Below are 15,118 nucleotides of genomic sequence, written 5' to 3' on the forward strand. Positions count from 1 at the left end.
TTTTAAAAAGTATACATTTGTTCGTTAATTAATCGTTATTGCATGGTTAAATTCAATCGTTTTACATTAAGCAATGGCCTGCGGGTTATTGTTCACGAAGATAGTACAACACCTATGGCGGTGCTCAATATTTTATATGATGTTGGCGCCCGAGATGAGGATCCCGAACAAACAGGTTTTGCGCATTTGTTTGAGCATTTAATGTTCGGCGGATCAGTAAATATTCCCAATTACGATGGCCCTTTACAAATGGTAGGCGGCGAAAATAATGCCTTCACCAGTAATGATATCACTAATTATTACATCACGCTGCCATCTGCCAATCTGGAAACTGCTTTTTGGCTGGAGAGTGATCGTATGCTGAGTTTGGCTTTTAGCGAAAAAAGCCTTGAGGTACAGCGCAATGTAGTAATTGAGGAATTTAAACAACGTTATCTGAATCAACCTTATGGCGATGTTTGGTTAAAGTTACGCCCTATGGTTTATAAAAAGCATCCGTACAGGTGGGCAACCATTGGTAAAACCATAAAGCATATTGAAGACGCACGCATTGAGGATGTAAAAGCGTTTTTTAAAAAGCACTATAATCCGCAAAACGCTATTATGGTGGTTGGCGGCGATGTGAAAACCGAAGATGTAAAAATATTGGCCGAAAAGTGGTTTGGCCCAATACCGGCCGGCGAAAAATATAACCGGAACCTCCCTCAAGAACCCGCACAGCAGGAAGAGCGCCGCGAAACCGTTACCGCGAAGGTGCCGCTTAATGATGTTTATATCGCCTTCCAGATGGAGAGTAGGGCCGATACAGGATATTACGTAGTGGAACTGTTGTCGGATATACTTTCGCGCGGTCATTCTTCGCGCCTTTTCCGGAGTTTAGTGAAAGAGAAGCAATTATTCAGCGAGGTGCATGCTTACATTACCGGTAGTTTGGATAAAGGAATGTTTGTGCTGGAAGGTAAACCGCTGGAGCATGTAAGTACGGATGAAGCTGAGGCCGCGATATGGCACGAATTGGAAAAGTTAAAAACAGAAGAGGTATCTGCCGATGAGCTGACCAAGGTGCAGAATAAAACGGAATCTACTATGGTGTTCTCGGAGATGTCGCTGTTAGACAGGGCCATGAATTTGGCTTATTATGAACTGATGGGCGATGCTGAACAGTTTAATCATGAATCAGAAAAATACCTGGCCGTTACCCCGGCGCAAATAAAAGAACAGGCCAACAAAATATTCCGAAAAGATAATTCATCCACACTTATATATCTGGCAGAAATGCCCGAAGAAGTAGTGGATATTATAAGCTGATCACATTGTGATAATTAATATAAAATGAGTGTATTAAACAGAAAAGATGCACCCCGTTTTAACGGGGTTGAAAATATAAATCTGATACAACCTGAACATAAAAAGCTGGCAAACGGCTGTAATGTGTTTTCCTTTAATTCCGATGCGCAGGATCTGGTGCGCATAGAATGGATATTTAACAATCTGCGGTTTGATCCGTCTGAGCCATTATTGAATGTAGCTGTTAACACCATGCTGGTAGAAGGTACAAGCCGTTTAACCACTGCTCAGATTGCCGAGAAAGTAGATTTTTACGGGGCTTTTTTACAGGCAGATTATCATCATGATTATTCGCAAATTACCCTGTATTGTTTATCAAAGCATCTTAACCAGATATTGCCCATAGTAAAGGAAGTAATTACCGATTCTGTTTTTCCGGAAAAAGAACTGGAAACCTATGTGCGCAATCAGCAGCAGAAATTACAGGTGAGTCTGCAAAAAAACGATATACTGGCACGGCGGGCTTTTAATAAAACGATATTTGGCCCCACAATTTACGGTTTGAGCGCTACTCCCGAAAATTACAAAAGCCTGAAACGCGAAGATATGCTGCGCCATTTCAGGCAAATGTATCAGCCTGCCAATTGTACCATTATTATCGCAGGTAAAGCTAATAAGGAATTGTTGGAGCTGGTGACCGATACCTTTGAACATTCATGGGAAAATACAGGCCAGGCTGCTGATATAAGTCAGCCGGAGCCGGAGCCATCTGCGGAGAGATTTATTTATATTGAAAAACCCGAGGCATTGCAATCGGCAATACGTATAGGTACCCCATTCGTAAACCGTATACACCCGGATTTTCCTAAACTGCAGGTGTTAAATACGGTGTTAGGCGGATATTTTGGATCAAGACTAATGGCTAATATCCGCGAAGATAAAGGTTATACCTATGGTATCGGTTCGGGCATGTCGTCATTAAAACACGCGGGTACGTTCTTCATCGCGTCAGAGGTAGGAGCAGACGTAAGCAGGCAGACGATAGCGGAGGTGGAAAAGGAGATCAATCTGTTAAAAGATCAGTTAATTCCTGAGGAAGAACTTTCGCTTGTGCGAAACTATATGTTAGGTTCATTACTGGGAAGTTTAGAGAATATCTTGTCGCATGCAGATAAATTCAAGACTCTTTATTTTGCAGGACTTGGTTACGAATATTATGAACGGTATACCGATACGGTTAAAAATATCACTCCTGTGGAACTAAAAGAACTCGCTAATCAGTATTTTAATTTCGACCAGTTTTATAAGGTAATAGCCGGAAAATATTAATTGTTAGAAGTATAAACGGTTACAAATGTTGCCGGTATACTTTATTGCATAAAATTAACATCATTTGCATGTGAAGTGCTTGCAAATCTGCATGTCGAAGCGTATCTTTGCCCGGCAAATAATAACTCCATTTAATTATTTGCTATGCAGCCAGACTCCTCAAAATTTATCGCCGAAGGTTTAACATATGACGACGTATTGTTGCTCCCGGCTTACTCCGAAGTTTTACCGCGCGAAGTTGATACCAGCTCTTTTTTAACCAAAAAGATAAAGCTTAATATTCCGCTTGTTTCCGCAGCAATGGATACCGTTACCGAGTCGCAGTTGGCAATTGCCATAGCGCAGGCAGGTGGTTTGGGCATGCTGCATAAAAACATGAGTATACAGCGCCAGGCAGAAGAGGTTAGGAAAGTAAAGCGCTCAGAAAGCGGAATGATACAGGAACCGGTAACCCTTCACGAAGCCGCAACCGTTGCTGATGCTATTAAAATAATGCGAGAATACCGCATTGGTGGTATTCCGGTGGTTGATAACACAGGCAAGCTTAAAGGCATTATTACCAATCGCGACCTTCGCTTTCAGAAGGTAATGGCTACGCCGGTTGCTGATGTAATGACCAAAGACAATCTGATCACTGCCGCCAAGGGTACTACATTAAGTCAGGCTGAAGAAATACTGCAAAATTATAAAATAGAAAAGCTGCCGGTTGTTGATAACGAAGGGCAACTGATAGGGTTGATCACCTTTAAGGATATCCAAAAGTTCAAGAATTTTCCGAATGCATGTAAGGATGAACATGGCCGTTTACGTGTAGGTGCCGCGGTTGGAGTTACTCCGGACACTATGGACAGGGTAGAAGCCCTTGTTAAGGCCGGCGTTGATGTAATAGCGATTGATACGGCACACGGGCACTCCATATACGTTATAAATAAAGTTAAAGAAGTTAAAAAAGCTTATCCTGATCTGCAGGTAATTGCAGGCAATGTAGCTACAGGCGAAGCTGCTAAGGCTTTGGCCGATGCCGGTGCAGATGCCGTTAAGGTAGGTATAGGACCGGGTTCTATTTGTACTACCCGTATTATTGCAGGGGTAGGTGTTCCGCAGCTTTACGCGGTTTACGAATGCGCCAAAGCCCTGCAAGGCACAGGAGTACCCGTAATTGCCGACGGTGGCATAAAACATACCGGCGATATTGCCAAAGCCATTGCCGCAGGTGCCAGCTCTATTATGGCAGGGTCGTTATTTGCAGGGGTAGAAGAATCGCCGGGCGAAAGTATCATTTATGAAGGCCGCCGTTTTAAATCATACCGTGGCATGGGTTCTATCGAAGCGATGGAGCAGGGTTCAAAAGACCGTTACTTCCAGGATGTAGAGGACGATATAAAAAAATTGGTTCCTGAGGGTATTGTGGGTAGGGTGCCGTACAAGGGTATGCTGTCCGAAGTGATCTACCAGTTTGTTGGTGGCCTGCGCGCCAGTATGGGTTATTGCGGTGCTAAGGATATTGAGACCATGCAGGAAGCAAAATTCGTTCGTATAACCTCCTCAGGTATCCGCGAAAGTCATCCTCACGATATTACTATCACTAAAGAAGCTCCGAACTATACAAGATAAATTATTAACGGTTGATGGGTAATAAAGATCCATCAACCGTTTTTGTTTTAATAACCTACATTAACAATATCCATGCAAAGTATATGCGTATTCTGCGGCGCCAATTATAACGGCGACCCTGTTTTAAAACAAGCAGTTGAACAACTGGCAGAAATAATGGTAAACCGTGATATTACTTTGGTATATGGTGGGGGTAAGGTTGGGGTAATGGGTCTATTGGCCGATGCTGTTTTAGTTAATGGCGGTAAAGCCATTGGCATAATACCTCAATTTTTAATGGATAAGGAAGTGGGCCATACCGGACTTACCGAATTACACATCACCGAAAATATGCATCAGCGCAAACAATTGATGAATGACCTGTGCGATGGTATTATTATGCTGCCCGGCGGCTTTGGTACGCTGGAAGAATTCTTTGAGGTACTTACCTGGCTGCAGTTGGGTCTGCACAATCATCCGGTTGGGGTGTTAAATGTTAACGGATTTTACGATCACCTGCTGATGCAAATGGATGTGATGGTAGAGCAGCGTTTTTTAAAGCCTGCTAACCGGCAACTGGTATTAACCTCGGCAAACCCGGTCGAGCTGGTTAATTTGATGAATAATATTCAAATACAACCAGACGAGGTTTGGTTTAGAGACAGGAACCTGACTTAGGGTTTCGTTTTTAGCTTAACGGTTTTAGTTTTATATTTTCCTTTATTACCCTCTCCGCCAAGCGGGCCATAAAATATTACCCAGGTTGCAAAATCGTCGGTAAAGTTTTCAAAGCGGTGCTCAATTCCTGCCGGTACAAATAACAGATCGCCTGGGTTAAAAATTGTGCGTTTCCCATCATTTGAAAAATCCCCTGTTCCGCTCATGATCACATATATCTCATCCTGCAAGTGCGGCGTTTGCTTATCAATTCCATCAGGACGGTAAATTTCCACCGACATATTACCATGTTTCATGACCTGCGCAAACAGGCTTTCTGAATTACTGTTTAAAATATCTAATGCTTCTTTACTGCTTACTTGCATAATTAAAGGGGAATATTATATTAACTAATAAAAAGTTAAAGGTATTAAAAAGCTATTTACGCGGTAAATTTTATAAATTACCCAACCTATTGTAAACGTTATGGACCTGGAATTTAATAAGAATGAGGATGTTAATAAGCAACTGGTTTACGAAGTTAACCGTAAACTGAAAGACATATACCTTGGCGGTGGCGAAAAGGCTGCTGCTAAACAAAAACAAAAAGGTAAAATGCTTGCCCGCGAAAGGGTGGCCTACCTTATAGATAAAGATAAACCCTGGCTGGAGGTTGGTGCATTTACCGCAGATGGCATGTATGCCGAACATGGTGGCTGCCCATCAGGCGGCGTTGTTTGTGGTATTGGTTACGTATCGGGCAGGCAATGTGTGGTGGTAGCTAATGATGCTACAGTAAAGGCAGGAGCATGGTTCCCTATTACGGCGAAAAAGAATTTACGCGCGCAGGAAATAGCCATGGAAAATCGACTGCCCATTATATATCTGGTGGACTCTGCCGGCGTATTTCTGCCTTTGCAGGATGAGATATTTCCGGACAAAGAGCATTTTGGGCGAATCTTTCGTAATAACGCGATGATGAGCAGTATGGGTATTATCCAAATATCTGCCATTATGGGGTCATGCGTAGCGGGTGGGGCTTACCTGCCTATTATGAGCGACGAAGCAATGATCGTAGAGGGAACGGGATCGGTGTTTTTGGCCGGATCATATCTGGTTAAATCGGCCATAGGTGAGGAGGTGGATAACGAAACGTTGGGCGGTGCTACTACGCAATGCGAAATATCAGGTGTAACAGATTATAAACAGCCCGATGATAAAACCTGCCTGGATTCCATCCGCAACATCATGAGCATGACGGGTGATTTTACCAAAGCCGGATTCGACCGGATTAAATCCGAAAAACCCAAATTAAAAGAAGAAGATATTTACGGTATTTTACCGGACAGTCGCGAGAAGCAGTATGACATGATGGAGATCATTAAACGTTTAGTGGATGAGTCGGAATTTGAAGAATATAAGGCGGGTTTTGGTCAAACCATTATTTGCGGTTTAGGCCGAATAGATGGCTGGGCGGTAGGCATTGTTGCCAATCAGCGTAAGGTGGTCAAATCTAAAAAAGGAGAAATGCAGTTTGGCGGGGTTATCTATTCAGACTCCGCCGATAAGGCCACCCGCTTTATTATGAATTGTAATCAAAAGAAAATCCCTTTGGTGTTTTTGCAGGATGTTACCGGTTTTATGGTAGGCAGCCGGTCGGAGCATGGGGGCATTATAAAGGATGGCGCTAAAATGGTGAATGCCGTAGCTAACTCCATAGTGCCAAAATTCACCATAGTTGTAGGCAACTCTTACGGTGCAGGCAATTATGCCATGTGCGGTAAGGCTTACGATCCGCGGTTGATCTATGCCTGGCCTACTACTAAAATAGCCGTAATGGGTGGCTCACAGGCCGCTAAGGTGTTGGTACAAATGCAGGCCGCCGGCTTAAAAGCCAAAGGCGAGGACGTGGACGAAAACAAAGAACAGGAGCTGCTTAAGCAAACTACCGACAGATACGATTCACAAACTACCCCTTACTACGCCGCCGCACGCCTTTGGGTTGATGGTATTATAGACCCGTTAGAAACACGCAAGGTAATATCAATGGGAATAGAAGCCGCGAATCACGCGCCTATTGAAAAAGCTTTTAATGTAGGGGTGATACAGACGTAGTTGTTGCGATTTAATAATGGGAATAGTACAGATACAATATATTTTTACTTATTATAAATATAAAAAGAGCGATGTTATTAACATTTTATACGAATCGGCTAATCCTGAAAATTGTATGATAGATGATGGTGAAGACCCGGGATACATGTATTTTTTATGCCTGTTTCCGGGTTTATTAATTTTATTCATTGGTATTGGAATGTTGGTTATATAAGCTGCTTTTTTTAATCACATCTTATTAATTCTTATCTTCCATATATGAAAAAGTTACTGCTTCCGCTTTTGTTGTGTTCAGCTTTCAGACTTTTTGCTCAAAATGCTGAGAGGATCCATCAAAAGGCCATTTTGGTTGATACTCATAATGACGCCCTGTCGAATGAACTGATCACAAAGGCTGATCTGGGTAAACGGCAAAGAGAAGGTAATTTCGATCTGATAAGGGCAAAAGAGGGAGGTTTAGATGTACAGGTATTCTCTGTTTGGTGCAGCGGACAGTATGGTAATGGCACCGCTTACGCCTATGCTAACCGCGAGATAGACTCTTTGTATGCGCTCATCAATCGTAACCCGGATAAAATGATGATGGTACGTACCGGTAAAGAATTAAAAAAAGCCGTTAAACAGGATAAACTCGCGGCCCTTATAGGGGTAGAGGGCGGCCACATGATAGAGGACAGGATGGATTATATAGATTCGCTGTATAACCGGGGTATGAGTTACCTCACCCTTACCTGGAATAACAGTAACTCATGGGCAACTTCCGCAACCGATGAAGTATTACACAGCGATTCGCTGCAACACAAAGGACTTACCGACTTTGGCAAACAGGTAGTAAGGCATCTGAATGAACTGGGCGTGATGATAGACCTGTCGCACCCCGGTGAACAAACTTTTAACGATGTTATGGCCGTTACCACCAAGCCGGTTATCGCATCTCACAGCTGCGCTTACGCGCTTGATCCGCATCGTCGTAACCTGAAAGATTACCAGTTAAAGGCTATTGCCAAAAATGGGGGAGTAGTGTTTGTTAACTTTTATAGCGGATTTCTGGATAGCACCTACTTTGATAAACACGAAGCTTACCTTACTAAACATAAAACACAACTGGATTCACTGATAAAAATTTATAACGATTACGATCTGGCAAGTATCAGGCTGAATGCCATCAACAAAGCCGAGGCTGATGAGATGCGCCCACCTTTAAGTTTGCTGATTAAGCATATTGATTATATGGTTAAATTGATGGGGGTGGATCATGTAGGTATCGGGTCGGATTTTGATGGCGCGGAATCGTACCCACTGGGGTTAGACAGTGTAACCGATTACCCCAAAGTAACTGCCGAACTACTCAAAATAGGTTACAGCAAAAAGGATATCAACAAAATATTAGGTGGTAATTTTATCCGGGTGTTAAAGGAAAATAAAGGAGAATGATTATCTTTAGATAACCTTTGCTTTATCGATATGTTTAAAAGTTTTATTGTTTTTATCTTCATTTCTTTTTTTGGCTTACCCGTTTTCGCTCAGCAAACCCGTACTTATTTCTTCAAAGAAGACGGAAGCAGTACAACTCAAGAGTTTAACGCAAAGTCGTTTATATTGATGACCAAACAGCCTGATGATACTGTTTGGTATATTAAGCAATATGACATGGATCATAATTTAATGGCATCCGGGTCCTATATGGATGATAAATTAATAACGCCTCACGGGTATTTTAAATATTACAAGACAATCCCCGAAAAGCATTATGAAAAATTCAATTTTTCTCAACATAAAATAGATACAGGTACAGTTAAAGCAAAAAGTTTATTGACAAAAGAAGGGGTTTTTCTCAATGGGAAAAAGTCTGGTAAATGGATGGAGTATAATGAAAATGGGAATCTGAAATTGGAAAACATCTATGTAAATAATTTACTTAACGGAACTTCAAGAACTTATGATAATGCTGGTAATGTAATTGGTATAGGCGATTATGCTGATAACCAGAGAGAGGGTGTCTGGAGATTGTTTAGGAGTGACGGAGAAGTTTTTAAAATAATTACTTATAAAAATGATAAAATAATTAATGCGAAAAGTAATAACGTAAAACCCGCAAATATTAAAAATATATCTGTTGGTTATGATCTTGCTAACTATTTAAATCATAAACTTGATGTTTATGACTATGGTAATTCCGACGACTATTCGGTAGTATATCATTTTAGAATAACTAAAGAAGGGAAGTTAACTGACCCTGAAATATACAAAGCACATGCACTTAGAGTTGATACAGCTATAGTATATGCCTTATTAGCTGCACCAAATTTTAAATCAGCCATTAAAAATAATGAACCCGTACCACAATCTTGTTCTATAATTTTGGAAATCACCGTGAATAAAAAAAGAAGAATTAGAGTTAAGTACAATTATTATATTACATCTGTTGATGTCACAAACGGTATTTTTTCTCTATTAGGTATAGGGAATGATTTACCCTGAGCGTCTCGTGACTGATGATAAGTTTTACGGATTGTTGACCTTCCTGTTTTATCTTTTTATTAAATTCGCATCTTATTTTAAAGAATACAAATGTCACAAGATACTGAACACGTTAAATGTTTAATTATAGGCTCGGGTCCTGCCGGCTATACCGCAGCAATATATGCATCGCGGGCAGATCTTAAACCGGTTATGTACACGGGCTTGTTAGCAGGCGGACAACTTACCCAAACTACCGATGTGGAGAATTTTCCCGGTTACCCTGATGGAATAATGGGTCCCGAAATGATGGAAGATTTTCGTAAACAGGCGGAACGTTTAGGAACAGACATCCGTTTCGGGTATGTTAGTTCGGTTGATTTTTCGGCAATGCCGCATAAGGTGGTAGTTGATGAGAGTAAAACCATTTTAGCTGATACCGTAATTATTTCTACCGGAGCATCCGCCAAATGGCTGGGTTTGGAGTCTGAACAAAAGTACAGTGGTTTTGGTGTGTCGGCATGTGCTGTTTGTGATGGTTTTTTCTTTAAAGGACAGGATGTGGCCATTGTTGGCGCGGGCGATACCGCGGCAGAAGAAGCCACTTATCTGGCAAAATTATGCCGCAAGGTATATATGATCGTACGCCGGGATGAATTCCGTGCTTCTAAAGCAATGGTTCACCGGGTATTAAATACGCCAAATATCGAAATACTATACAACACCGAAACCATTGAAATTTTGGGCGACGGGCAAAGCGTTAATGCCGTTAAGGTGTGCAATAACCAAACCCAGGAAACTACAGTTTTAGATGTTACCGGCTTTTTTGTTGCTATTGGTCACAAACCTAACACTGATATTTTCAGAGGGTGGATACACATGGATGAAACGGGTTACATTAAAACCCGCCCCGGTACCACAGAAACCAATGTGGAAGGCGTATTTTGCTGTGGTGATGCACAAGATCATATTTATCGCCAGGCGGTTACCGCTGCCGGTACAGGTTGTATGGCCGCTATAGATGCGGAACGTTATCTTGCCGCACAGGAGCATATTGTTACCGCGTAAAATATTTAATTGAAAAATTTATAAAGAGGCTGTCCCCAAAAGGATAGCCTCTTTTGGTAATGTGTTTTTTACAGCTTACATGAGGCAATATTTTGAATTTATGTTAAATTCACCGTCTCAATATAAATCGGGTTAAATTTTTGTTATGTATAAAAAAATATCTCTGCTGTTTTTTTCGGTATTAATATGTTCAACGCTTGTTGTAAAAGCACAGGATGATCCTAATATGGGTATCATTCCGGCACCGGTATCAGTAAAAAAAATGCCGGGTGAATTTGTGCTGAGCCAGCAAACTATTATACAGGCAGATACACCATCAAATAAAGCGGTAGTGTTTTTCTCGGATTACCTGCGGGATAATATGGCTTACAATAAACAGGTAGGCATACGTAACGCTAATGCCGGCTCTACTGTAATATACTTAACCTCTACCGGAACGGAGAATCTACCTGCCGAAGGTTATCGCTTAACCATAACACCAAAGCAGGTTACTGTAGCAGGTAAGGGAGCAGGTTTATTTTATGGCATACAAACGTTGATACAACTAATGCCTGCCGAAAGGGCGGCTACGGCTAAACTGCCCTGCGTGCAGATAGAAGATTATCCGCGCTTTGGTTATCGTGGTTTAATGCTGGATGTTTGCCGCCACTTTTTTTCGGTGGAGTTTGTAAAAAAATACATCGATCTGATGGCTGCCTATAAACTGAATAATTTTCACTGGCACTTAACAGACGATCAGGGCTGGCGCATAGAAATTAAAAAATATCCTAAGCTGACGCAGATAGCCAGCCAAAGGGCGCAAACGGTAATAGGTAATTATCACGACCGTACTCCGCAGCAATATGATAATACGCCCTATGGTGGCTATTATACACAGGATCAGATTCGCGATGTGGTGAAATATGCCGCAGCCCGTTATATTAATGTGGTGCCCGAAATTGAAATGCCGGGCCACTCGCAGGCCGCCCTGGCCGCATATCCTGAATTAAGCTGCGACCCCAGTCTGGATTATAAGGTTGCGGAAACCTGGGGCGTTTTTAATAATATTTATTGCCCGTCCGAAAAAACGTTTGCTTTTTTACAGGAGGTGCTTACCGAAGTGATGGATCTGTTCCCGAGCAAGTACATCCATATCGGCGGTGACGAAGCTCCTAAAACCGTTTGGAAAAACTCCAAGTTCTGCCAAAATCTGATCAAAAAATTAAAGCTTAAGGATGAACATGGCCTGCAAAGTTACTTTATACAACGTATGGAGAAGTTTGTCAATTCAAAAGGCCGCAGCATAATTGGTTGGGACGAGATATTGGAAGGTGGCCTGGCACCGAATGCCACAGTGATGAGTTGGAGAGGTGAGCAGGGCGGTATTGATGCGGCCAGGCAAAACCACGACGTTATTATGACCCCGGGCAGCGGTGGTTTGTATATTGATCATAGTCAGGGCCGTTTAGATGAAGAACCATTAAGTATTGGTGGTAACGAACCGGTTTCCAAAATATACAGCTATAACCCTACGCCGGCGGCTTTAACAACTGAGCAGCAAAAGCATATTTTAGGGGTACAGGCCAATTTATGGACAGAGTACATCCCTACCGAGAATAAAGTGGAATATATGATACTGCCGCGCATGCTGGCCCTGTCTGAAGTAGCGTGGACACCGCTCGCTAATAAAGATTTTAAGAATTTTAATGAAACCCGCCTGCCGGAACATTTTGCCTGGCTGGATAAAGAAGGGTATGATTATCGTGTACCGGCAGCTTTCGGTACAAAAGACACGATTATGATAGGTTCACAATTGAATGTGAATTTAAAAAGCCCGGTTAACGGGGCTACTATCTATTATACTATTGATGGCTACACCCCGCGCGAAACGGATTTAATTTATACCAAACCGATGACCCATGACGTTCCGTTAGATCAGTACCGCGAACTAAAAACCATAGTTATCACACCATCCGGCAAACGAAGTCGCGTTACCACAACCTATGTTTATAACAAGGCGCCTTTGGCACCTGTAAATTATACGGGCAACAATATGGGTTTAAGTTATAAAGTGATGTCGGGCGCGTATGTAAATACTACCCAAATTAATCCCGCCGCGGTAGTTGATACCGGCATAGCCAAAAGCTTTAGCGTAGCAACATCTGCCTTCAAAAAAGCATTTGGTAATTACGGGGTGGTGTTTGATGGGTATATTAAAATAGACACAGATGGTAACTACGGTTTTTCAACCCAATCATCAAACGGATCGGTGTTATTGATTGACGACCAGCCTGTTGTTGATAATGACGGAAGGCATGGTGCTTATGAGCAGGGTGGTGCTGTGCCGCTATTAAAGGGTTTTCATCATATTGCCATTAAATATGTAGACTCGGGTACACGGGGAGGAAATTTAAGAGTATTTATGACCATTCCTGGAAAACCAAAGGGAGAAATTTCGCCCGATATGTTGTACTATTAAGAATTAATATCGCCAATGAATGCTAAATATTTGCCGCTACTGATATTATTTGCATTAATTACCGCTTGCAATAGCAAGGATAATAAAGCCGTGACCAACGTTCCGGTGTCCGTAAAAAACAACGGACTGATGGAGCCATTCCGGTTTCATAAAGCTATAGAAGTATCGCCCGGGCAAACCTATGATGTGGTAAGCTGGGGGCGAGGCTCAACGGATGTGGGTGCCTTTGCTATACTACATTCAGATTCGGCGGGCATGAAATACACCACAACCACCGGCGATCTGGATGGTACTATTAGTGACGTATATAATTCAGACATGGATGTTGATGGTAATCCGGAAATATTGATACAGTCAAAAGGGAAGGATACCATCAACTTTACTAAAATATACGCATTTGAGTTTGATGATAATAAAGCTGAAAAGCTAAATTTTCCGAATCTGACATCATCGCAAAAGGCGGGATACCGCGGAGATGATAATTTTTATATAAAAGACGGCAAACTGATACGTGAGTTCCCGATATATGACGGTAACACTAAAAATGCCAAACCAACCGGAGAAAAGCGGCAGTTGGAATATGGTTTACGTAATAACAGTTTCACTGTAACTCAGCTGAGTAAAGATGCTGAAAAACAAACAGCTGATAAACCGGCACAGCAAACGGTAAAGCAAGCCACGTCTGTAAAAAAGAAAATCACAAAGAAAAAATCTTCTACTAAAAAGAAAAGAAGACGTAGGGGTTAATGTTAACTATTCTTTGGTCATATTTATCATATCTTTAGCGTTAGCTATGGCAACGGCATCATAATCGTTATTAAAATAAAACCAGCCCTTCTGCGCCTGTTTATTGTGCTTAACTACGTTAACTATGTGCTGTAGAAATTCATTGGAATAGGGCGACCGGTACAGATTAGGCACACCATGAAAACGATAGTAAATTACCGGTGTGTTCTGGATAACCTCATCCGGCAGGGTTGGGTGGCTCATTCCGCAAAATGTAATATGATGTTGTGCCAATTTTTCATAAACCTCGGGTTGCCACCAGCTCACATGCCGCGGTTCAAGTATATTCATAAAATCAGGATTAAGAGCATTTATTATTTTTTCCAGTTTCTCCTCTGTGTAATTAAAACTTGGTGGAATTTGAAACAGCACAGGGCCCAATTTCTCCCGTAAACCGTTATTTATAGTTTCGTAAAAGCTGTTAACCAATTCATCAGTATCATTGAATTTTTTGTAGTGCGTTATCGCTCTTGGGGCTTTAACGGCGAAACGAAATTCCGCAGGACTTTTTTGATACCAATTCTGTAAAAAGGATAGTTGGGGGAAGCGGTAAAAAGTGACGTTAAGTTCCAAAGTGTTAAAATGCTCACAGTAAAAATCGAACCATTTACGCTGCGGCAAATCCTCAGGATAAAACGTTCCACGCCAGTCTTTATAGTGAAATCCCGAACATCCGATATGCCAATCCATTGCCTGTTTTACGGAATAACGAGTCGGTCTGATTTTTTGTTTTAAGTGTAAATTATTATCCGTTAAATAGTTTGTGGCGTTTAATGGGTTTGCCTTTTCGCATCAGTACAGCATGATAAACGGTGGGTATATCATTTGTCCAGTGTTTTATAATAAAGAGAATGGCTATAATTTCTAACCGGGTGGCAAAGCCAAGATAAAAACAAATAATAAATAAAACCTGTGAGTTGCCCGTTGCAATGAGTTGTATGAGTGTGGTAAATAGCACGAGTGTCCATAATTTGGAGCCAATGGCATGTGTGGCTACCTCCTTTTTAAAGCGCAGATAGCTGATAATGTAACACAATCCTTCTGCTGCTGATAATATTAATATTTTTATCCAATTATCCTTAAAAAACTGCGGAGTGATTAAATAACATGCAATTACGATGCACAGCCAAAAAAACTGATCAACGCCGGAGTCGAGTCGTCTTAATTTGGGTGTAGATATGTTGAGGTGGCGGGCTATTATACCATCAAAAATATCAGCTATTAACCCCAGAAAGATAAACGTAATTATGATCCAGGTAAAAAAAGCAGGTTGCAAAATGCTCAGCAGGATAATTATTACCCCCAGTAATATTCTGGAATAAATTAATAATAAGGGAACCTTTTTCATGTTTATAACACTAATGT

Annotated in this window: 14 protein-coding genes; 11 read left to right on the plus strand and 3 right to left on the minus strand. The window is 41.6% G+C overall.

Going from position 1 to position 15,118, the window contains the following annotated elements:
- Positions 1-42: 42 nt before the first annotated feature.
- The 4 genes from I5M19_RS06490 to I5M19_RS06505 all read left to right on the plus strand — a co-directional run bounded on the left by I5M19_RS06490 (position 43) and on the right by I5M19_RS06505 (position 4,887).
- Complete coding sequence (locus I5M19_RS06490; protein WP_200065392.1) at positions 43-1,308, plus strand: M16 family metallopeptidase; 1,266 nt, start codon at positions 43-45, stop codon at positions 1,306-1,308.
- 24 nt (positions 1,309-1,332) lie between these two features.
- A complete protein-coding gene (locus tag I5M19_RS06495; protein ID WP_200065393.1) occupies positions 1,333-2,616 on the plus strand; it encodes a M16 family metallopeptidase in 1,284 nt (427 codons plus the stop codon).
- 144 nt (positions 2,617-2,760) lie between these two features.
- Positions 2,761-4,230 (plus strand): IMP dehydrogenase, encoded by a 1,470-nt coding sequence (gene guaB, locus I5M19_RS06500; RefSeq protein WP_200065394.1) that lies wholly within the window; start codon positions 2,761-2,763, stop codon positions 4,228-4,230.
- A 72-nt stretch (positions 4,231-4,302) separates the two neighbouring features.
- Complete coding sequence (locus I5M19_RS06505; RefSeq protein WP_200065395.1) at positions 4,303-4,887, plus strand: LOG family protein; 585 nt, start codon at positions 4,303-4,305, stop codon at positions 4,885-4,887.
- Here the strand turns inward: I5M19_RS06505 and I5M19_RS06510 are convergent.
- Entirely contained in the window at positions 4,884-5,252 is a 369-nt protein-coding gene (locus I5M19_RS06510) for a cupin domain-containing protein (RefSeq protein WP_200065396.1), read from the minus strand. The genes I5M19_RS06505 and I5M19_RS06510 overlap by 4 nt on opposite strands.
- A gap of 100 nt (positions 5,253-5,352) precedes the next feature.
- Between I5M19_RS06510 and I5M19_RS06515 the strand changes: the two genes are divergently transcribed.
- The 7 genes from I5M19_RS06515 (at position 5,353) to I5M19_RS06545 (ending at position 13,714) form a co-directional block, all read left to right on the plus strand.
- On the plus strand, positions 5,353-6,981 hold the full coding sequence (locus I5M19_RS06515; protein WP_200065397.1) for an acyl-CoA carboxylase subunit beta: 1,629 nt from the start codon (positions 5,353-5,355) through the stop codon (positions 6,979-6,981).
- Positions 6,982-6,997: 16 nt separating this feature from the next.
- The gene (locus I5M19_RS06520; protein ID WP_200065398.1) at positions 6,998-7,195 is read left to right on the plus strand and encodes a hypothetical protein; all 198 of its coding nucleotides are present in this window, start codon (positions 6,998-7,000) and stop codon (positions 7,193-7,195) included.
- Between the two features lie 44 nt (positions 7,196-7,239).
- Positions 7,240-8,415, plus strand: a complete 1,176-nt coding sequence (locus tag I5M19_RS06525) for a dipeptidase (protein ID WP_200065399.1) — start codon at positions 7,240-7,242, stop codon at positions 8,413-8,415.
- A 30-nt stretch (positions 8,416-8,445) separates the two neighbouring features.
- A complete protein-coding gene (locus tag I5M19_RS06530) occupies positions 8,446-9,462 on the plus strand; it encodes a toxin-antitoxin system YwqK family antitoxin (RefSeq protein WP_200065400.1) in 1,017 nt (338 codons plus the stop codon).
- 90 nt (positions 9,463-9,552) lie between these two features.
- On the plus strand, positions 9,553-10,509 hold the full coding sequence (gene trxB, locus I5M19_RS06535; RefSeq protein WP_200065401.1) for a thioredoxin-disulfide reductase: 957 nt from the start codon (positions 9,553-9,555) through the stop codon (positions 10,507-10,509).
- Positions 10,510-10,654: 145 nt separating this feature from the next.
- Positions 10,655-12,967 carry a family 20 glycosylhydrolase gene (locus I5M19_RS06540; RefSeq protein WP_200065402.1) on the plus strand — a complete coding sequence of 771 codons (2,313 nt, stop codon included), beginning with the start codon at positions 10,655-10,657 and terminating at the stop codon, positions 12,965-12,967.
- A gap of 15 nt (positions 12,968-12,982) precedes the next feature.
- Positions 12,983-13,714 carry a hypothetical protein gene (locus I5M19_RS06545; RefSeq protein WP_200065403.1) on the plus strand — a complete coding sequence of 244 codons (732 nt, stop codon included), beginning with the start codon at positions 12,983-12,985 and terminating at the stop codon, positions 13,712-13,714.
- Between the two features lie 6 nt (positions 13,715-13,720).
- On the opposite strand, the gene I5M19_RS06550 is transcribed toward I5M19_RS06545, so the two are convergent.
- The gene (locus I5M19_RS06550) at positions 13,721-14,443 is read right to left on the minus strand and encodes a DUF72 domain-containing protein (RefSeq protein ID WP_200065404.1); all 723 of its coding nucleotides are present in this window, start codon (positions 14,441-14,443) and stop codon (positions 13,721-13,723) included.
- A 55-nt stretch (positions 14,444-14,498) separates the two neighbouring features.
- Positions 14,499-15,101, minus strand: coding sequence for a CDP-alcohol phosphatidyltransferase family protein (locus tag I5M19_RS06555; protein WP_235985775.1), 603 nt, complete (start codon positions 15,099-15,101; stop codon positions 14,499-14,501).
- Positions 15,102-15,118: the final 17 nt, after the last annotated feature.

The organism is Mucilaginibacter segetis (genome assembly GCF_016522075.1).
GTDB lineage: Bacteria > Bacteroidota > Bacteroidia > Sphingobacteriales > Sphingobacteriaceae > Mucilaginibacter > Mucilaginibacter segetis.